General features: G+C 61.4%; 20 protein-coding genes and 1 pseudogene. 11 read left to right on the top strand and 10 right to left on the bottom strand.

Features of this window, described 5'->3' with window-relative positions; genetic code table 11:
- Nucleotides 1-135: 135 nt before the first annotated feature.
- Together J3P93_RS19620 and J3P93_RS19615 are read right to left on the bottom strand one after the other, a co-directional pair.
- Nucleotides 136-465 carry an EscU/YscU/HrcU family type III secretion system export apparatus switch protein gene (locus J3P93_RS19620; RefSeq protein ID WP_434590934.1) on the bottom strand — a complete coding sequence of 110 codons (330 nt, stop codon included), beginning with the start codon at nucleotides 463-465 and terminating at the stop codon, nucleotides 136-138.
- A complete protein-coding gene (locus J3P93_RS19615) occupies nucleotides 462-2,036 on the bottom strand; it encodes a flagellar hook-length control protein FliK (protein ID WP_434590931.1) in 1,575 nt (524 codons plus the stop codon). The genes J3P93_RS19620 and J3P93_RS19615 overlap by 4 nt, the downstream gene beginning before the upstream one ends.
- Nucleotides 2,037-2,233: 197 nt before the next feature.
- On the opposite strand from J3P93_RS19615, the gene ccmA reads away from it, so the two are divergent.
- From ccmA to J3P93_RS19565, 10 genes are all read left to right on the top strand, one after another.
- Nucleotides 2,234-2,869 (top strand): cytochrome c biogenesis heme-transporting ATPase CcmA, encoded by a 636-nt coding sequence (gene ccmA / locus J3P93_RS19610; RefSeq protein WP_434590928.1) that lies wholly within the window; start codon nucleotides 2,234-2,236, stop codon nucleotides 2,867-2,869.
- Nucleotides 2,866-3,534 carry a heme exporter protein CcmB gene (gene ccmB / locus J3P93_RS19605; protein WP_093103412.1) on the top strand — a complete coding sequence of 223 codons (669 nt, stop codon included), beginning with the start codon at nucleotides 2,866-2,868 and terminating at the stop codon, nucleotides 3,532-3,534. Before ccmA ends, ccmB begins: the two co-directional genes overlap by 4 nt.
- Nucleotides 3,535-3,625: 91 nt before the next feature.
- A complete protein-coding gene (locus J3P93_RS19600) occupies nucleotides 3,626-4,381 on the top strand; it encodes a heme ABC transporter permease (protein WP_434590925.1) in 756 nt (251 codons plus the stop codon).
- Nucleotides 4,378-4,554, top strand: a complete 177-nt coding sequence (gene ccmD / locus J3P93_RS19595) for a heme exporter protein CcmD (protein WP_007939192.1) — start codon at nucleotides 4,378-4,380, stop codon at nucleotides 4,552-4,554. Before J3P93_RS19600 ends, ccmD begins: the two co-directional genes overlap by 4 nt.
- Complete coding sequence (gene ccmE / locus J3P93_RS19590) at nucleotides 4,551-5,006, top strand: cytochrome c maturation protein CcmE (RefSeq protein WP_090282386.1); 456 nt, start codon at nucleotides 4,551-4,553, stop codon at nucleotides 5,004-5,006. Before ccmD ends, ccmE begins: the two co-directional genes overlap by 4 nt.
- Nucleotide 5,007: 1 nt before the next feature.
- A complete protein-coding gene (locus tag J3P93_RS19585) occupies nucleotides 5,008-6,996 on the top strand; it encodes a heme lyase CcmF/NrfE family subunit (protein ID WP_434590920.1) in 1,989 nt (662 codons plus the stop codon).
- On the top strand, nucleotides 6,993-7,529 hold the full coding sequence (locus J3P93_RS19580) for a DsbE family thiol:disulfide interchange protein (protein WP_434590917.1): 537 nt from the start codon (nucleotides 6,993-6,995) through the stop codon (nucleotides 7,527-7,529). Before J3P93_RS19585 ends, J3P93_RS19580 begins: the two co-directional genes overlap by 4 nt.
- On the top strand, nucleotides 7,526-7,996 hold the full coding sequence (locus J3P93_RS19575; RefSeq protein WP_434590914.1) for a cytochrome c-type biogenesis protein: 471 nt from the start codon (nucleotides 7,526-7,528) through the stop codon (nucleotides 7,994-7,996). Before J3P93_RS19580 ends, J3P93_RS19575 begins: the two co-directional genes overlap by 4 nt.
- The gene (gene ccmI / locus J3P93_RS19570; protein WP_434590911.1) at nucleotides 7,993-9,195 is read left to right on the top strand and encodes a c-type cytochrome biogenesis protein CcmI; all 1,203 of its coding nucleotides are present in this window, start codon (nucleotides 7,993-7,995) and stop codon (nucleotides 9,193-9,195) included. The genes J3P93_RS19575 and ccmI overlap by 4 nt, the downstream gene beginning before the upstream one ends.
- Before the next feature lie 24 nt (nucleotides 9,196-9,219).
- Nucleotides 9,220-9,624 (top strand): hypothetical protein, encoded by a 405-nt coding sequence (locus J3P93_RS19565; protein WP_434590909.1) that lies wholly within the window; start codon nucleotides 9,220-9,222, stop codon nucleotides 9,622-9,624.
- Between the two features lie 42 nt (nucleotides 9,625-9,666).
- Here the strand turns inward: J3P93_RS19565 and J3P93_RS19560 are convergent.
- Nucleotides 9,667-10,243: pseudogene (locus J3P93_RS19560) on the bottom strand (PIN domain-containing protein).
- The gene (locus J3P93_RS19555; RefSeq protein WP_434590906.1) at nucleotides 10,240-10,707 is read right to left on the bottom strand and encodes a helix-turn-helix domain-containing protein; all 468 of its coding nucleotides are present in this window, start codon (nucleotides 10,705-10,707) and stop codon (nucleotides 10,240-10,242) included. The pseudogene J3P93_RS19560 and the gene J3P93_RS19555 overlap by 4 nt, the downstream one beginning before the upstream one ends.
- A 266-nt stretch (nucleotides 10,708-10,973) precedes the next feature.
- On the opposite strand from J3P93_RS19555, the gene J3P93_RS19550 reads away from it, so the two are divergent.
- On the top strand, nucleotides 10,974-11,378 hold the full coding sequence (locus J3P93_RS19550) for a type II toxin-antitoxin system HicB family antitoxin (RefSeq protein WP_434590903.1): 405 nt from the start codon (nucleotides 10,974-10,976) through the stop codon (nucleotides 11,376-11,378).
- Between the two features lie 112 nt (nucleotides 11,379-11,490).
- On the opposite strand, the gene J3P93_RS19545 is transcribed toward J3P93_RS19550, so the two are convergent.
- From J3P93_RS19545 to J3P93_RS19520, 6 genes are all read right to left on the bottom strand, one after another.
- Nucleotides 11,491-12,687 carry an MFS transporter gene (locus tag J3P93_RS19545; RefSeq protein ID WP_434590900.1) on the bottom strand — a complete coding sequence of 399 codons (1,197 nt, stop codon included), beginning with the start codon at nucleotides 12,685-12,687 and terminating at the stop codon, nucleotides 11,491-11,493.
- A gap of 471 nt (nucleotides 12,688-13,158) precedes the next feature.
- On the bottom strand, nucleotides 13,159-14,157 hold the full coding sequence (locus tag J3P93_RS19540) for a sulfate ABC transporter substrate-binding protein (RefSeq protein WP_394598948.1): 999 nt from the start codon (nucleotides 14,155-14,157) through the stop codon (nucleotides 13,159-13,161).
- Nucleotides 14,158-14,260: 103 nt separating this feature from the next.
- Nucleotides 14,261-15,085, bottom strand: coding sequence for an ion transporter (locus J3P93_RS19535; protein ID WP_093103382.1), 825 nt, complete (start codon nucleotides 15,083-15,085; stop codon nucleotides 14,261-14,263).
- 21 nt (nucleotides 15,086-15,106) lie between these two features.
- Nucleotides 15,107-16,021, bottom strand: a complete 915-nt coding sequence (locus tag J3P93_RS19530) for an urea transporter (protein ID WP_434590895.1) — start codon at nucleotides 16,019-16,021, stop codon at nucleotides 15,107-15,109.
- A gap of 148 nt (nucleotides 16,022-16,169) precedes the next feature.
- Nucleotides 16,170-17,585, bottom strand: coding sequence for a pyruvate kinase (gene pyk, locus J3P93_RS19525; protein WP_434590892.1), 1,416 nt, complete (start codon nucleotides 17,583-17,585; stop codon nucleotides 16,170-16,172).
- Complete coding sequence (locus tag J3P93_RS19520) at nucleotides 17,582-18,856, bottom strand: glycerate kinase type-2 family protein (RefSeq protein WP_434590889.1); 1,275 nt, start codon at nucleotides 18,854-18,856, stop codon at nucleotides 17,582-17,584. The genes pyk and J3P93_RS19520 overlap by 4 nt, the downstream gene beginning before the upstream one ends.
- Nucleotides 18,857-18,958 lie beyond the last annotated feature (102 nt).

The following is an 18,958-nucleotide window of genomic DNA, read 5'->3' as shown; positions in this document are numbered from 1 at the left end:
CTTTCAAAAGGGGCGCAACGATCACACTGATGTGCGCGGTCCTTCTATCTGGCGACCGCGGCGACCTGGCGCGCAACTGTCAGATCTGACAGTGGCGATAAACGGTACGAAATTGCTCTTTGTTGGCCTGACGAATCAGTAATCATCCCCGCGATCGGTCACATCCTTCTCGACCATCGGTGCGTCCGGGTCGTGTCCCTCGGGGAATTTCCCCTTCAGATTCCACGCAAACGCGATGATCTCGGCGATCGTGCGATAAAGCTCTTCAGGAATGCTGTCGCCCAGTTCCATGCGCGCCAGCAGGCGCACCAGTTCGGCATTCTCGTAAATCGGCACTTCGCAATCGCGGGCGATGCGCAGAATCTCTTCGGCCAGTTCTTCGTCGCCCTTGGCGGTGAGGGTCGGGGCGTGATTGCCGTCGTATTTGAGGGCGATGGCCTGGCGTGGGGCAGTGGAATCGTTCATGCGGTTTCGTCGACCCAGCGGTGTTCGAGGCGGGTTTGGTTGCCTTGCGGCGGGGTGCCGTGGTGGCAGTCGATGTCGCCGACATTCAGGCCGCGATCGAGCAGGCGCTGACGCAGGGCGAACAGGTTGTTTTCGATCAGGTCGGCGGTGTACGGGCGCTCGGCCCACAGCTGCCCGGACAGGCTGCCGGCCACCAGTTGCGCCTGAATCTGCAAGGGTCCGAGCGGTTCCATGTCGAAGGCCAGATCGACCCGCCACAGTTGCTGTTTGGGTTCGCGCTCGTCGCGGCGCTCGTTGGGTTGCGGCTCGCGTTCCGGCGCTTCTTCGCGCTGGAACTTGACCTGCAACGGCACGATGTCCTGCAGGTTGCGCATGGGGATTTCCAGTTGCCAGGTACTGAGCAGGCGGCCGTCGTCAGTGACGCCGGTCTGTTCCAGGCTCGACAGCTGATGGCTTTGCAGGCGCGACACCGCAGCAGCGGCGAGGCGCAGCAACTGCTCCAGATCGCCTTCGCCGTCCTGGCTTTGCAGCAAGCGTTCGGGCAGCGGGAAGCTGCTCGGCACCGGTTTGGCGCTGACCTGGCCGAGCATGCCGAGGGCGTTGCGCACGAAACTCGGCAGCGCTTGCGCCAGGGTGTTGGCGGCAATGATCGCGTTGAAACTGGTGCTGCTCGGCAGGCCCGGGGTCAATTGCGCGATGAGCTTGAGCAGATCGGCTTTCATGTCCGGCGCAAGGCTCGGGTTTTGTCCGGTCAGCAGTTTGGTCTCAAGAAACACGCCGCTGTTGGCCAGGGCCAGCGCCACGCCTTTGGCGGTGCTCAGTTGTTGCACATCCGGCAGGCTGGCAAGCAGCTTGTCGACCACCGCGCGCAAATCGCCGGAGGTCTGACCGGTGGCCGGCGGCAGGTTTTGCAGCGCGTTCAGCAGGCCGCTCAACGAGGCCTGGCGACTTTGCTGGCCGAGCAGTTGCTGGCTCACCGCCAGTTGTTCCTGACGGTTGCTCAGCGGCAGGAATTTCAGGCTTTGCGCATCTTCAACGATGGCTGAAAGCAAGGTGCCGATGCGCAGCGGCTGCGGGCTGTCGATGGTCAACGTGCTGCCGCTCAACGCGGTGTTGAGCAGGCTGACCATCGAGCGAAACACCGTCGCTTGTCCCGGCGTTTGCGGCAGAATCTGCGAGGTCAGCACCTTGCCCTGCAGCAGCGTGCCGACCGGCAACTGCGCGGTATCGAGGCGGGTGAGGGCGGCGACGTTGCTGGCGATCGCCTGTTGCACGGTGATCGCCAGATTGCCCGCCGAGGGCTGGGTGATCGCCAGGTTGGTGCCTTGCGGCAAGGGCAGATTGCTGGTCGCTTGCACGGTGGTCTGGCGGCCGCCGTCGACGGTCACCTTGAGCAGCAATTCAAAGGTCTGATCGGCCTGCTTGAGCGACAACACCTCGGCCTTGGCGCTTTGGCCGCTGCCGATCAAGCCTTCAACCGGAGTCAGCAGCTTGAGCAGTTCGCCGACCTGCGGGCGCACGCTCGCCGCAGAGGCGGGCGGCAGCGGGAGGATGTTGATTTCGCCTGTCATACGCGGACACAACCTGAGGAAATTGCGCTCTTGAGAGTAAGGCACGGCATGTATAATGCCGCGCGTCGTGCGCTTCGTTGAAAAAACATAGCAATTGTTTGATCCAGCTCGCCAGTTCGAGCCGTCAATGCAGCTATGCTGCCTCTCTTTAACGGCCGCGCCAGAGCCGACTTGAACCGTATAAGGCCCGTGATCCCTTGACCAGTCCTGTCCTGCAAACCATTGCCCTGGCGTGTGAACGTGATCTGCGGCTGCTTTTCGAGAACCTCGAATTGCGCCTGGCCGGTGGCGATATGGTGCAGATCAGCGGCCCCAACGGCAGCGGCAAAACCAGTCTTTTACGTCTGCTGGCCGGTCTGATGCAACCGACTGACGGCCAGGTCCTGCTCAACGGTCAGCCACTGACCGAACAACGCCACGAACTCGACCGCAACCTGCTGTGGATCGGCCACGCCGCCGGGATCAAGGATCTGCTGACGGCGGAAGAAAACCTGTCCTGGCTCTGCGCCCTGCATCAGCCCGCCGAGCGCGAGGCGATCTGGCAAGCACTGGCAGCAGTAGGATTGCGCGGTTTTGAAGATGTTCCCTGCCACAATCTGTCGGCCGGTCAGCAACGTCGCGTGGCATTGGCGCGGTTGTATCTGGACAGCCCGCCGCTGTGGATTCTCGATGAGCCGTTCACCGCCCTCGACAAACAGGGCGTCGCGCAACTCGAAGAGCACTTGGCGGGACACTGCGAACGCGGTGGTCTGGTGGTGCTGACCACGCACCACACGCTGAGCCGGATGCCGGCCGGTTATCGCGATATCGATCTGGGGAAATGGGCCGTATGAGTGTCTTCGGCCTGCTGCTCGCCCGTGAGTCCCGACTGCTGTTTCGCCGTCCGGCGGAGCTGGCCAATCCGCTGATTTTCTTCGCCATCGTCATTGCGTTGTTCCCGCTGGCCGTCGGCCCGGAAACTCAGGTCTTGCAAAACCTGTCCCCGGGGTTAGTCTGGGTGGCGGCGTTATTGTCGGTCCTGCTGTCGCTGGACGGACTGTTCCGCAGTGACTTCGAAGACGGCTCGCTGGAACAGTGGGTCCTTTCGTCGCACCCGTTGCCGCTTCTGGTCCTGGCCAAGGTGCTGGCACACTGGCTTTTCTCCGGTCTGGCACTGGTGCTGCTCTCGCCGTTGCTGGCGCTGATGCTCGGTTTGCCGACCGCCTGCCTGCCGGTTTTGCTGTTGTCGTTGCTGCTGGGCACACCGGTACTGAGCTTGCTCGGCGCGGTGGGCGCGGCGTTGACGGTGGGATTGAAACGCGGCGGCCTGTTGCTGGCGCTGCTGATTCTGCCGTTGTACATCCCGGTGTTGATCCTCGGCAGTGGCGCCTTGCAGGCCGCCTTGCAGGGTATGCCGGCGACCGGGTATCTGCTGTGGCTGGGTAGCCTGACCGCCCTGGCGATCACCCTGACACCGTTTGCAATAGCGGCTGGCCTGAAGATCAGCGTCGGCGAATAATAATGAGGTCTGGTTAAAATTTAACCACTTTGTCGAAAAGAATGACCCGCGCCAGCTCACATCGAGGAGCGGCACCCGTGATGGAAACAACATGAACTGGACCTGGTTTCACAAGCTCGGCTCGCCCAAATGGTTTTACGGCATCAGCAGCAAGTTCCTGCCGTGGCTGAGCATCGCCGCGTTGCTGCTGATCGCGGTCGGCGTCGTCTGGGGCTTGGCCTTCGCGCCGCCGGACTATCAGCAAGGCAACAGCTTCCGCATCATCTACATCCACGTCCCTGCGGCGATGCTCGCTCAGTCGATCTACGTGATGCTGGCGGTGTGCGGCGTGGTCGGGCTGGTGTGGAAAATGAAACTGGCCGATGTCGCCCTGCAATGCGCCGCCCCGATCGGTGCGTGGATGACCGCCGTGGCGCTGGTCACCGGGGCGATCTGGGGCAAACCGACCTGGGGTTCGTGGTGGGTCTGGGATGCGCGCCTGACTTCGATGCTGATTTTGCTGTTCCTGTATTTCGGCGTGATCGCGCTGGGCAATGCCATCAGCAACCGCGACAGCGCCGCCAAGGCCTGCGCCGTGCTGGCCATCGTCGGCGTGATCAACATCCCGATCATCAAATACTCGGTGGAGTGGTGGAACACCCTGCATCAGGGCGCGACATTCACCCTGACCGAAAAACCGGCGATGCCGGCGGAGATGTGGCTGCCGCTGCTGCTGACGGTGCTGGGTTTCTACTGCTTCTTCGGCGCCGTGCTGTTGCTGCGCATGCGCCTCGAAGTGCTCAAGCGCGAAGCCCGCGCCAGTTGGGTCAAAGCCGAAGTGCAGCACAGTCTGGAGGTCGCTCGATGAGTTTCGCGTCATTCGGCGACTTTCTCGCCATGGGCCATCACGGCCTGTATGTCTGGTCGGCCTACGGCATCTGTCTGGCGGTGCTGGCTCTCAACGTGGCGGCGCCGATCCTGGCCCGCAAGCGCTATCTGCAACAAGAGGCGCGTCGTCTGCGCCGGGAGAACGGCCAGTGAATCCGCTGCGCAAGAAACGTCTGATCATCATTCTGGCCATTCTGGTCGGGGTCGGCGCTGCCGTCGGCCTGGCCCTCAGTGCCCTGCAGCAGAACATCAACCTGTTCTATACGCCGACACAGATCGCCAACGGCGAAGCGCCGCAAGACACGCGCATCCGCGCTGGCGGCATGGTCGAGAAGGGTTCGCTGCAACGCTCGAAGGACTCGCTGGACGTCAAATTCGTCGTCACCGATTTCAACAAGTCCGTGACCATCGCCTATCGCGGCATCCTCCCGGACCTGTTCCGCGAAGGGCAGGGCATCGTTGCCCTCGGCAAACTCAACGCCGACGGGGTGGTGGTGGCCGATGAAGTGCTGGCCAAGCACGACGAGAAGTACATGCCGCCAGAAGTGACCAAAGCGCTGAAAGACAGCGGTCAATCCGCGCCAACCCCTGCCAAGGAGGGCTGACATGACCTCGGCGATATTCATTCCTGAGCTGGGTCATCTGGCGATGATTCTGGCCCTGTGTTTTGCCTTGGTGCAGGCCGTGGTGCCGTTGCTCGGCGCCTGGCGCGGCGACCGTTTATGGATGGGCCTGGCGCAACCGGCGGCGTGGGGCCAGTTTGCCTTTCTGCTGTTTGCCTTCGGCATCCTCACTTACGCGTTCATGACCGACGATTTCTCGGTGGCCTATGTGGCGATGAACTCCAACAGCGCGCTGCCGTGGTATTACAAATTCAGCGCCGTGTGGGGCGCCCACGAAGGTTCGCTGCTGCTGTGGGCGTTGATTCTCGGCGGCTGGACCTTCGCGGTGTCGGTGTTCTCGCGGCAGTTGCCGCAAGTCATGCTTGCCCGCGTACTGGCGGTGATGGGCATGATCAGCACCGGTTTCCTGTTGTTCCTGATTCTGACCTCGAACCCGTTCGCGCGGATCCTGCCGCAGATTCCGGCCGACGGTCGCGACCTCAATCCGCTGCTGCAGGACATCGGCCTGATCGTGCATCCGCCGATGCTCTATATGGGCTATGTCGGCTTCTCGGTGGCTTTCGCCTTCGCCATCGCGGCGTTGCTCGGCGGGCGTCTTGACGCTGCCTGGGCACGCTGGTCGCGTCCATGGACCATCGTCGCCTGGGCGTTCCTCGGTATCGGCATCACCCTCGGTTCGTGGTGGGCGTATTACGAACTCGGCTGGGGCGGCTGGTGGTTCTGGGACCCGGTGGAAAACGCCTCGTTCATGCCGTGGCTGGTCGGCACCGCACTGATTCACTCGCTGGCGGTGACGGAAAAACGCGGCGTGTTCAAAAGCTGGACGGTGTTGCTGGCGATAGCCGCCTTCTCGCTGAGCCTGCTGGGCACGTTCCTTGTGCGTTCCGGCGTACTGACGTCGGTCCACGCGTTCGCTTCCGATCCTGAGCGCGGCGTGTTCATTCTGATCTTCCTGCTGTTCGTCGTCGGTGGTTCGCTGACGCTGTTCGCCCTGCGCGCGCCGGTGGTGAAAAGTCAGGTTGGCTTCAATCTGTGGTCGCGGGAAACCCTGCTGCTGGGCAACAACCTGGTGCTGGTCGTGGCCGCGTCGATGATTCTGCTCGGCACGCTGTACCCGTTGATTCTCGACGCCCTCAGCGGCGCGAAAATGTCGGTCGGCCCGCCGTATTTCAATGCGCTGTTCATTCCGTTGATGGCGTTGCTGATGCTGGTCATGGCGGTCGGCGTGATCGTGCGCTGGAAGGATACCCCGGTGAAATGGCTGGCGAGCATGCTCACCCCGGTGTTGCTCGGCAGCGTCGCGCTGGCGGTAATTGCCGGTGTCGCTTACGGCGATTTCAACTGGGCGGTGATCGCGACGTTCCTGCTGGCGGCGTGGGTGTTGCTCGCCGGTGTTCGTGACTTGTTCGACAAGACTCGCCACAAAGGCCTGATCAAAGGGCTGCCGACGCTGACCCGCAGTTATTGGGGCATGCAGATCGCGCACCTGGGCATCGCCGTGTGCGCACTCGGCGTGGTGTTGTCGAGCCAGAACAGTGCCGAACGCGACCTGCGTCTGGCGCCGGGCGAGTCGATGGACCTGGCCGGTTACCACTTTGTTTTCGAAGGTGCCAAGCACTTCGAAGGGCCGAACTTCACGTCGGACAAAGGCACGATTCGGGTCATTCGCGACGGCAAGGAAATCAGCGTGCTGCACCCGGAAAAACGTTTGTACACCGTGCAGAACTCGGTGATGACCGAAGCCGGGATCGACGCCGGTTTCACCCGCGACATTTATGTCGCCCTCGGCGAGCCGCTGGATAACGGCGCCTGGGCAGTGCGCGTGCACGTCAAACCGTTCGTGCGCTGGATCTGGTTCGGCGGCTTGCTGACCGGCTTCGGTGGTTTGCTGGCGGCGCTGGATCGGCGCTATCGGGTCAAGGTGAAAAGCAAAGTGCGCGAAGCGCTGGGCATGACGGGAGCCGCGGCATGAGACGTTGGTTGATGTTGGTGCCGCTGGCGATTTTCCTGCTGGTGGCGGTGTTTCTGTATCGCGGGCTGTACCTCGACCCGGCGGAGCTACCGTCGGCGATGATCAACAAGCCGTTCCCGGAGTTTTCCCTGCCGAGCGTGCAGGGCGACAAGACCCTGACCAAGGCTGACATTCTCGGCAAACCGGCACTGGTCAATGTCTGGGGCACCTGGTGCATCTCCTGCCGGGTCGAGCATCCGGTACTGAACAAACTGGCCGAGCGCGGCGTAGTGATCTACGGCATCAACTACAAGGACACCAACGCCGACGCGCTGAAATGGCTGAAGGAATTTCACAACCCCTACGCGCTGGATATCCGCGACGACGAAGGTTCGCTGGGCCTGAATCTAGGCGTTTATGGCGCCCCGGAAACCTTCTTCATCGACGCAAAGGGTATCATCCGCGACAAGTTTGTCGGGGTGATCGACGAGCAGGTCTGGCGCGAAAAACTTGCGGCCAAATATCAGGCGCTGGTCGACGAGGCCAAGCCATGAAGCGTTTTCTCGCTGCGGTGGTGTTGGGCTTGAGTCTGGTCGGTGTCGCGCATGCGGCCATTGACACCTATGAATTCGCCAAAGAAGGTGATCGCGAGCGTTTCCGCGAACTGACCAAGGAACTGCGCTGCCCCAAATGCCAGAACCAGGACATTGCCGACTCCAACGCGCCAATCGCCGCTGACCTGCGTAAAGAGATTTTCCGCATGCTCGGCGAGGGCAAGGACAACCAGCAGATCATCGACTTCATGGTCGACCGCTACGGTGATTTCGTTCGCTACAAACCGGCGCTCAACGCCAAGACCGCACTGCTCTGGTTCGGCCCGGCCGGCCTGCTGCTGGGCGGTTTGGTGGTGATCGCGGTGATCGTCCGCCGACGTCGCGGGCAACGCGCCGCAACGCCGTCATCGCTGTCCATCGAAGAACGTCAGCGCCTCGACCAACTGTTGGATAAAACCCAAGAATGATTGATTTCTGGCTTGCCGCAGGGCTGCTGCTTCTGGTCGCCCTGAGTTTTCTGCTGATCCCGGTGTTGCGTGGTCGTCGCGCCCAACGCGAGGAGGATCGCACCGCCCTTAACGTGGCCCTGTATCAGGAACGTGTCGCCGAGTTGCAAGCGCAGCAGGCTGAAGGCGTGCTCGACGCGGCGCAAATGGACAGCGGTCGCGCCGAGGCGGCGCGGGAGTTGCTGGCGGATACCGAAGGGGTTGCCGCGCCGCGTGTGTCGAAGCTGGGCAAGCCGTTGCCGTTACTCGCGGCCGTGCTGGTACCGCTGCTGGGCTTGGGCTTGTACTTGCATTTCGGCGCTGCCGACAAGGTTGAGCTGACCCGCGAATTCGCCCAGGCGCCGCAGTCGATGGAAGAGATGACCCAGCGCCTGGAACGTGCGGTTGCCGCGCAACCGGACTCCGCCGAAGGGCTGTATTTTCTCGGTCGTACTTACATGGCGCAGGAGCGCCCGGCGGACGCGGCGAAGATGTTCGAACGCGCCGCGGGCCTTGCCGGTCGCCAACCGGAACTGCTCGGCCAGTGGGCGCAGGCGCAGTATTTTGCCGATGGCAAAAAATGGTCGCCGAAGATCCAGGCGCTGACCGACGAAGCGCTCAAAGCTGATCCGAAGGAAGTCACCAGCCTCGGTCTGCTCGGCATCGCTGCGTTTGAAGGCGAGCGTTATCAGGAAGCCATCGATTATTGGAACCGCCTGCTCGCGCAACTGCCACCGGAGGATAACTCTCGCGCCGCGCTGCAAGGCGGCATCCAGCGCGCCGCCGAACGCCTGCAAGCCAGTGGCGGCACAGTCGCGCAGGCCCCCGCAGCGGCGAAAGGCGCGCTGCTGAAAGTCAGCGTCGATCTGGCCAGCGAGCTCAAAAGCAAAGTGCAGCCGGGCGACAGCGTATTCATCTTTGCTCGCGCCACCTCCGGCCCTCCGGCCCCGCTGGCGGCCAAACGCCTGACCGTGGCCGATCTGCCGGTGACCGTAGAACTGGGCGATGCCGATGCGATGATGCCGCAGTTGAAACTGTCCAACTTTCCCGAAGTCCAACTGGTTGCGCGCATTTCCCGCGCCGGCCAGCCCACTGCCGGTGAATGGATCGGTCGCAGCGGCCCACTGGCCAGCAGCACCACCGCGCCACAAAAACTGACCATCGACAGCCCGGACCAATAACCGGAACCACAGGAAAGCACCGCCATGCACACCATCGCCCGTATCACAGTCCTCACACTGGCCCTGGGCTTGAGTGCATGTGCGGTCCAGCGACCGGAACCGACCACCAGCCTGCCGCCGATCCCGCCGTCGCAACCGAGCCCGACCCCGTCGACCTCACCGACCCCGGGCAAGAGCATCCCGGCCAAACCGTCGAAACCGGTGCCCCGCACCTCAGCCAGCTTCGCCCCACCACCGGGCGGCAACAGCCACTGGGACCAGAAGCTCGGCGTCTACGTGCTCGACGACCAGTCCAACACCTTCTACCGCCAGCGCACCTACTACCGCTGGAACAACGGCTGGAGCCGCGCCGTCAGCCCCAACGGCCCATGGGAAGACACCGACATCCACGGCGTGCCACCGGGGTTGGGCAAGCAGTTCGGTCAGTAAGAAAAACGGCGATCTTTGGATCGCCGTGTTTTTTCCGAGTTTTCAGAGAATCGCACGATACCTGCTCAGTGAACTTACTGACTGGTCCAGGCGTTGGCGTTGCAAGAGAACAAGAAAAACAATCCGCATCCATTGGTGGCGTCTTCAGCTGCTGGCGCTGTCTTTGGGCAGCCGCAATGACCGCGGATGAATCCAGATGAAAAAGGTTTTCGACAAACTCATCCGGATGTTGGGCTTCGATGCCATAGGGTTCGAGAGAGCGAGTGGGGAAATCCTTCAGGTTGAAGGTCACGATGACGTCCGCGCCACACCGGATAGCTGCTGCAAGAACATGGCGATCATCCTCGTCGGGCAGGCTCAGTCCGACAATCAGATCTTCATAGCTATCAACACATGCATCCGGAATGGCGAGGTCCATCAATTGCGATGTCCGGTCCAGTTGCTCGATGCTCAGGTCAGGCCGGTTTTTTAACAAATTGCGCTTCCATTCGCAGTGAATTTCTTCAGTCCAGCGCGCCCGATAGAGTCCGGACAACGCGAGCCACATCAGGAAGTCTCTCAGTGGGGCGGGGTATAGAACACATGCATCGTATACAGCGGTGAAAGAGGAGTGCCTCACTCGTATCCTGTCCTTAGCGCCTGTGCCTGCTCTGCGAGAAGCTTCATTGCCTGCTCGCTGGCGGTGTCTCGCCGGGCTTTATATTCCATCAGATCGGCAAAACGCACACGTCGGTGCTTGCCGGTTTTGTGGTAGGAAATCTCACCGCTCTCCAGCAGTTTGATCATGTGCGGACGTGAGACATTGAGCAGGTCGGCGGCATCCTGAGTGGTCAGCTCAGCGTGGATCGGTACGACCTTCACAGCGTTGCCCTGCGCCAGCGCCGCGAGGATATCGCTCAGCAAGCGCAGCGCGGATGTAGGCAGCTCGACGACATGGGCTTCGTTCTGATCATCAAAAATCTGGATTTTTTGAGTTTCAAAGCCTGTTGCGAGAAAAGCGGTCAAAGCACGCTGGCCTGCGATTGCAGCTTTGACTTCACGTTCTACCGGGAGGTTGATGGCAGAGGGGATAGCGATGGACATAAGACTGTTCCAGCATTTGATGGACGATGCACGAACGGTATTCGAATTAAACGAAAATCGCAATAAACGAAACAGCCGCCACGAATCTTGTAAAACAACCAACCGTCACTCCACGCCATCCTGTGCTTGAGTAAAGATAACTCTAGGGTTACTTTTGACAAGCCAAGGCAAGGAGGCGCCGGGCGCAGAGCAGGTTATTGATCAAGGAGCTTGAAGACGCAGGCTGGGTTGTACAACCCGCCAGCCCGTTATGAAGGAGATCCGTAATGCAATATCCAATCTGCATCGAGTGGGGTGATGAAAATACTGCGATCGGTATTCAGATCCCCGATATTCCGGGGGCCGTGACGGCAGGGGACACGTTTGAGGATGCCTACAACGCTGCCGTTGAAGTCGCCCACATCCTGCTGCAGGAGATTGCCGCGGCAGGAGAGCCGATTCCGCTGCCGACGTCGGCGTCGGCTCATCGCAGCAATGCGGATTTTGCCGAGATGGGCTGGGGCATGCTGGAGCTGGATATCTCGCCGTACCTGGGCAAGACCGAGAAGGTCAACGTCACGCTGCCCGGTTATGTGATACAGCGCATTGACCGCTATGTGCGTGAACATAACGTCAAAAGCCGCTCTTCGTTTCTGGCGGATGCGGCGATGGAGAAACTGGTTCGATACTAAGGCTCGGCCAATTGTGAGAGCGAGCCTGCTCGCGAAAGCGCTGTGTCAGTCAGCGCAAATCTCGTTTGAACTGACGCCTTCGCGAGCAGGCTCGCTCCCACACTGAATCAGCTCACGACGCGATTTTTCGTTGCGCCAGTGAAGCGTTTTGCGATGCGCTCAAGAACCGCAACAACGCCAACAGCGGAAACACACTGCCGACAATCACGATCCACAACCAGCCGCCATGTTCGTACACGGCGCTGGCCACCGACGAGCCGAACGCGCCGCCGATGAAGATGCTGGTCATGTACAACGCGTTCAAACGGCCACGGCTTTTGGCGTCCAGCGAATACACCGCGCGTTGGCCGAGGACCATGTTCATCTGCACGCAGAAATCCAGCACTACGCCAGTGACCGCCAGGCCGATGACGCTGTACACCGGGTGGATGAAAGCGGGCAGGAAACTCAGACTGGCAAACAGCATGGCCAGCAGCGAGGCGATGCGGGTGTGGCCGGCGTCGGCCAAGCGCCCGCTGATCGGCGCGGCGATGGCACCGATGGCGCCGACCAGGGCGAAGATCGCGATTTCGCTTTGCGACAGGCCATGATTGCGCGCCAGTTCCAGCGGCACGGCGGTCCAGAACAGGCTGAACGTGGCAAACATGCAGCCCTGATATAACGCACGCTGACGCAGCACCGGTTGCTGACGCAGCAAGGTCCACAGCGAGCCGATCAGTTGCCCGTAGGTGGCGCTGTGATCCGGTTGGCGCTTGGGCACGGTCAGCGCCAGCACCACGCTGATCGCTGCCATCAACCCGGCGGCAATCATGAACATCGCGCGCCAGCCGAGATGGTCGGCGACCACGCTCGACACCGGTCGGGCCAACAGAATGCCCAGCAACAAACCGCCCATGATCCCGCCGACCACGCGGCCTCGGGATTCTTCTGGCGCCAGGTGCGCGGCCAGCGGAATCAGGACTTGCACCGATACCGAGCTGAACCCCACCAGCAACGAAATCAGTAAAAACACATTCGGCTGATCGGTAAACGCCGCCGCCAGCAGGCTGGCGATTGCCACGAGGGTGGTGACGATCATCAACCGCCGGTTTTCCAGCAGATCGGCCAGCGGCACCAGGAAGAACAGGCCCAGCGCATAACCGATCTGCGTCAACGAGACGATGAAACTGGCCATGGTGTCGGACAAGCCGATGTCCGGCGCGATCAGGCCGATGATCGGCTGTGCGTAATAGATATTGGCAACGATGGCGCCGCAGCAGAAGGCGAACAGCAGCACCATGCCTCGGGTCATTGCGTGAGTGGTGGGCATAGGAATACTCGGGTCGGGCACGGGAAAGCGGTGAAGGCTAATGGACAACGCGGGTTGGCAGAAGACAGTTTCGGATGATAACGCTTATTACGTTGTGTAATGACTGGGTCTTGCGCGCCGGCTGGGTGGGTAAAGGCTGATTACTGGTCCGGCCTAAAAGCCCCTCACCCTAGCCCTCTACCATGTGTCCGGTACATACACTCCCAAAGGGAGAGGGGACCGATTGGGGGATGCTTGGGAGCTACGTCGACCTGAACGTGCTTCTGTGAATCCGGAATGGGTTCGAACCAAGAAAATCGCTTCGATCCATAATCGACTCGGTCTCGCGGGTCGATGTCTGACGCAAGACACCTCGGTCGGCCCCCTCTCCCTATGGGCGGTCCGACGTTTCGGGAGGGCTGGGGTGAGGGTATCCGGGCTCAACAAAAAGGCGACCTCAGTGGGTCGCCTCTTGGTTTATCAGATCAAGCCTCACTGCCCGGTGTAAATCTGATCAAAGACCCCACCATCATTGAAGTGTGTCTTCTGCACCGTGCGCCAGTCACCAAACGTCTTCTCCACCGAAAGGAAATCCACTTTCGGGAAGCGATCGGTGTACTTCGCCAGCACCGCCGGATCACGCGGGCGCAGGTAGTTGGCTGCTGCAATCTCCTGACCCTGCGGCGACCACAGGTACTTCAGATATTCATCCGCCGCCGCCCGCGAACCTTTCTTGTCGACGACTTTATCCACCACCGACACCGGTGGTTCGGCTTCGGCGGACACGCTCGGGTAGACCACTTCAAACTGATCGCGTCCAAATTCGCGGGCGATCATTTCCGCTTCGTTTTCAAAGGTCACCAGCACGTCGCCGATCTGGTTGGTCATGAACGTGGTGGTGGCGGCGCGGCCACCGGTGTCGAGCACCGGGGCTTGTTTGAACAGTTTGCCGACGAAGTCCTTGGCCTTGTTTTCGTCACCGCCGTTTTTCAGCACATAGCCCCAGGCCGACAGGTAGGTGTAGCGGCCGTTGCCCGAGGTTTTCGGGTTCGGCACGATCACCTGCACGCCGTCCTTGAGCAGGTCCGGCCAGTCTTTCAAGGCTTTCGGGTTGCCCTTGCGGACGATGAACACCGTGGCCGAGGTGAACGGTGCGCTGTTGTTCGGCAGACGCGTGACCCAGTTCTCCGGCACCAGTTTGCCGTTGTCGGCGAGGGCGTTGATGTCGGTCGCCATGTTCATGGTGATGACATCGGCCGGCAGGCCGTCGATCACCGAACGCGCCTGCTTGCTCGAACCACCGAAAGACATCTGCACGGTGATGTTCTCGTTGTGCTCGGCCTGCCAGTGTTTCTGGAACGCAGTGTTGTAGTCCTTGTAGAAATCGCGCATCACGTCATAGGAAACGTTAAGCAACGTCGGCGCTGCCTGAGCGATGTTGGCCAAGGCCAGGCCGGCGGCGAGAAGTGAGGCGCCAAAGAGTTTTTTCACTGCGCATTCCTTGTTCTATGGGGGTGTCGAGTCAATAGTGGGCGATTTGCCAGCGACTATAACGGTGTCGAGATAGTCGCTTAAAGATTAAAAAGCTCTGTGCTTATTCCAGTTTCTTGAATAGCTGACTGCCGCATCGCGAACAAAACGCCGCGCTTTGCTCATGGTTCTTTTTCTGACACCCCGGGCAGTCATGTTGCAGCTGTTCGCCGCGCATGGCGTTGGCCAGTTCCGCAGTGAAAATCCCGGTGGGCACGGCAATGATCGAATAACCGGTAATCATCACCAGCGACGAAATCACCTGGCCCAGCGGCGTCTTCGGCACGATGTCGCCGAAGCCGACGGTGGTCAGCGTGACGATTGCCCAATAGATACCTTTGGGGATGCTGGTAAAACCGTGTTCCGGGCCTTCGATCACATACATCAGCGTGCCGAACACCGTGACCAACGTGCAGACGCTGACCAGAAACACGACGATTTTCTGTTTGCTGCCGCGCAGCGCCGACATCAGGTAATTGGCTTGCTTGAGGTACGGGCTGAGCTTGAGCACGCGGAAAATCCGCAGCATCCGAATGATGCGGATGATCAGCAGATACTGCGCATCGCTGTAATACAGCGCGAGAATCCCCGGCACGATCGCCAGCAGATCCACCAGCCCGTAAAAGCTGAACGCATAGCGCAGCGGTTTCGGCGAGCAGTACAGACGCAGGATGTATTCGCCGAGAAAAATCGCCGTGAAGCCCCACTCGATGTAGGCCAGCAGGTCCGCGTAGTTACGGTGAACGCTGTCGATGCTGTCGAGCATCACGATCACTAGACTGGCGAGGATGATCAACAACAGGATGCCGTCGAAGCGACGCCCGGCCGGGGTGTCGCTCTGGAAAATCATCACGTAAAGCCGTTCGCGCCAATTGTTGCTGCTGTCCATGGATAACGCCTGAATCGAAGATCAGCGCAGCCTAGGGTGATTCTCCCGGTGAGCGCAAGGCTCCTGCGCAAACGACGCTTTACCAAACATCTGCATGCCGGCGTGGATCAGCCAGCCGGCGAGGATGAACGGCGCAGTCAGCGTCGCGAGCCCGGCGGCGGCAAACAGCGGCGTCACCAGCAGCGCCAGGACGATGCCAACCAGCGGCAGCCACGGATATTGGCGTTGCGCAGAGAAGGCGAGGGCGGCGAGCACCGCGTTGTAACTGCCCAGGCCCAGCAGTGCGGTGGCGGGCTCATGCTGCAGCAGGCTGGAAGCGAGGCCGAGCGCCGAAGCGAGCAGCGCCCAGCAGAACGCACGGCGATCGGCAAGCAGCAAGCCGCAGGCAATCAAACCACCGGCCAATGGATGATCAAGAAACATGACCTGGCCGAATCCTCTCAACTCCGCGGCCAGCACATTCGCCGTATGCAAATCGATAGAGGCGACGGCCGCGGACGGCTCGGCGAACAGCAGCAACAGCCAACTCAAGGCAACGAACGGCGAGGTATACGCGGGTATCGCCCGGCTGCGGTAGACGCGTTTGAGCCATTGCTGGGTGATCATCGCACTGAGGCCGCCGGCAGCCAGAATCAGCGGCGGCAACAGTGGCGACCAAGGGAAATACAGGCTCAGCAGCAAACCGAGCAACACGCCGTTGTAGCTGAACAAGCCGGCCTGACGATCAGCTTTGGCGTAATTGCGCCGTTGCGCGGTGAGCAAACCGGCGACGCCACCGAGCAGTGCCCCGGCGAACAGCACCGGCGCTGTCAGCAGGATCGCCAACAGGCACAGCAGACCGCACAGCGGGTGGCGCTGAAGAAAAATCTGACTGAAACCGTTGAGCAAAGCCTCGGCCCAGTCGGGGCAGTGGGTGTTGAAGTGATTGGCAGGCATGTTGAGAAAATCTGGGCAGTTGATCGTACTGATCGTTCCCACGCTCCGCGTGGGAATGCAGCCCGGGACGCTCCGCGTCCCAAGAGCAGACGCAGAGCGTCCATTGAGGCATTCCCACGCAGAGCGTGGGAACGATCATAGTGGGGGGCTAGATCAACGTCTCAATGCGCAACGAGTTGGTCGAACCCGGCTGGCCAAACGGCACGCCAGCAGTGATCAGCAACGTGTCGCCACGCTCGGCCATGCCTTGCGCCTGAGCAATCTCCAGCGCGGTCGAGCAGACTTCATCGACCTGGCGCAGGCGATCGTTGACCACCGAATGAATCCCCCACGCCACACTCAAGCGCCGGGCCGTCTGCAGGTTCGGCGTCAGGTTGAGGATCGGCGCTTTCGGCCGTTCCCGTGATGCGCGCAGCGTCGAGGCGCCCGACTCGCTGTAGTTGACCAGCACCGCCACCGGCAGCACGTTGCTGATCCGGCGGATCGCGCAGCTGATCGCATCGGACACCGTTGCCTCGGCTTTTGGCCGGCTGACGTCGAGCTGGGTCTGGTAATCCGGGCCGTTCTCCACCTGGCGGATGATCTTGCTCATCATCTGCACCGCTTCCAGCGGGTACTCGCCAGAGGCGGTTTCCGCCGAGAGCATCACTGCATCGGCGCCTTCGGCCACGGCGTTGGCGACGTCGGTGACTTCGGCGCGGGTCGGCGCCGGGGAGAAGCGCATCGATTCGAGCATTTGCGTCGCTACCACCACCGGTTTGCCAAGTTCGCGGCAGGTGGTGATGATGTTCTTCTGAATCTGCGGCACGCTCTCGGCCGGCACTTCAACGCCGAGGTCACCGCGCGCGACCATGATCGCGTCGCTCAGCGCAGCGATTTCACGCAATTGCTCAACCGCCGACGGCTTCTCGATCTTCGCCATCAGAAAGGCTTTGTCGCCGATCAGCGCACGTGCCTCGACGATGTCTTGTGGACGTTGCACGAACGACAGCGCGACCCAGTCCACACCCAACTCCAGACCGAAGCTCAAGTCGCGGCGATCCTTGGCGGTCAGCGGGCTGAGGTCGAGCACCGCTTGCGGCACGTTGACGCCTTTGCGGTCGGACAGTTCGCCGCCATTGAGCACGGTGGTGTCGATCGCATCGGCGTACTTGGTGACCACGCGCAGACGCAGCTTGCCGTCGTCGAGCAGCAAATCCATACCGGCTTCCAGCGCGGCGATGATCTCGGCATGTGGCAGATTCACCCGGCGCTCATCGCCCGGTGTCGCGTCGAGATCGAGACGGAACGCCTGACCGCGATGCAACTGCACCTTGCCGTCGGCGAACTTGCCGACCCGCAATTTCGGCCCCTGCAAATCCATCAGAATACCCAGCGGGTAATTGAGCTGGCGCTCGACTTCGCGGATCCACTGATAGCGCTTGGCGTGGTCGGCGTGATCGCCGTGGCTGAAATTCAGCCGGAAGATATTGACCCCGGCCTCGACCAGTTCACGGATGTCGTCGATGCCATCCAACGCAGGCCCGAGGGTGGCGAGGATTTTGACCTTTTTATCAGGCGTCATGATTTGCAGTTCTCAAGGATCAGGATGGCGCGGAAGTCGTTGACGTTGGTGCGGGTCGGCTCGGTGACGATCAACGCGTCGAGCGCCTGGAAGTAGCCGTAACCGTTGTTGTTATCCAGCTCGTCGCTGGCGCTCAGGCCCAGGGCCGCGGCGCGGGCGTAGCTGTCCGGGGTCATGATTGCGCCGGCGTTGTCTTCCGAGCCGTCAATGCCGTCGGTGTCACCGGCCAGCGCGTAGACGCCGGGTTGGCCCTTGAGGTTGTCGGTGAGGCTCAAGAGGAATTCGGCGTTGCGCCCGCCACGGCCATTGCCGCGCACAGTCACGGTGGTTTCGCCGCCGGAGAGAATCACGCACGGCGCCGCCAGTGGCTGGCCGTGGTTGATGATCTGCCGGGCGATGCCGGCGTGGACTTTCGCCACCTCGCGGGATTCGCCTTCGAGATCACCCAGAATCAACGTGCTGAAACCAGCCTGACGGCATTTCACCGCGGCGGCATCCAGTGATTGCTGCGGACGGGCGATCAACTGGAAATGGCTGCGCGCCAGACTCGGGTCGCCGGGTTTGACGGTTTCCGATTCCGGGCTTTGCAGCCAGGTGCGCACCGAGGCCGGAATGTCGATGCCGTAGCGTTTGATGATCGCCAGGGCTTCGGCGCTGGTGCTCGGGTCGGCCACGGTCGGGCCGGAGGCGATGACCGTGGCGAGGTCGCCGGGTACATCGGAAATCGCGTAGGTGTAAACCGTCGCCGGCCAGCAGGCCTTGCCGAGGCGGCCGCCCTTGATCGCCGAGAGGTGCTTGCGCACGCAGTTCATCTCACCGATGGTCGCGCCGGATTTGAGCAAGGCTTTGTTGATCGACTGTTTGTCGGCGAGGGTGATGCCTTCGGCCGGCAGGGCGAGCAGGGCAGAGCCGCCGCCGGAGAGCAGGAAGATCACGCGGTCGTCTTCAGTCAGGTTGCTGACCAGTTCCAGCACGCGTTTGGCCACGGCCAGGCCGGCGGCGTCCGGCACCGGATGCGCAGCTTCGACCACTTCGATTTTCTCGCACGGGGCGCCGTGACCGTAGCGGGTCACCACCAGACCGGACACTTCTCCCTGCCAGCAGCGCTCGACCACTTGCGCCATGGCGGCAGCGGCTTTGCCGGCGCCGATGACGATCACCCGACCACTGCGGTCGGCAGGCAAATGGGCTTCGAGGACCCGGTTCGGATGGGCCGCGTCGATGGCTGTGGCAAACAGCTCGCGCAGCAGTTGTTGCGGATCGACCGACATGGCGGGCTCCCGGAATTCTTGTTATTCGAAAGGACAATTCAGGTCTCTGTAGGAGTGAGCCTGCTCGCGATCCAGGCGGCGCGGTGGCTATGGTTCACCGCG

The sequence above is a fragment of the Pseudomonas sp. R3-57 genome, from assembly GCF_051132065.1.
In the GTDB taxonomy this organism is placed as follows: Bacteria; Pseudomonadota; Gammaproteobacteria; order Pseudomonadales; family Pseudomonadaceae; genus Aquipseudomonas.
The sequence above is the reverse complement of the archived record's forward strand: the minus strand, read 5'-3'. Positions and strand labels throughout refer to the sequence as shown.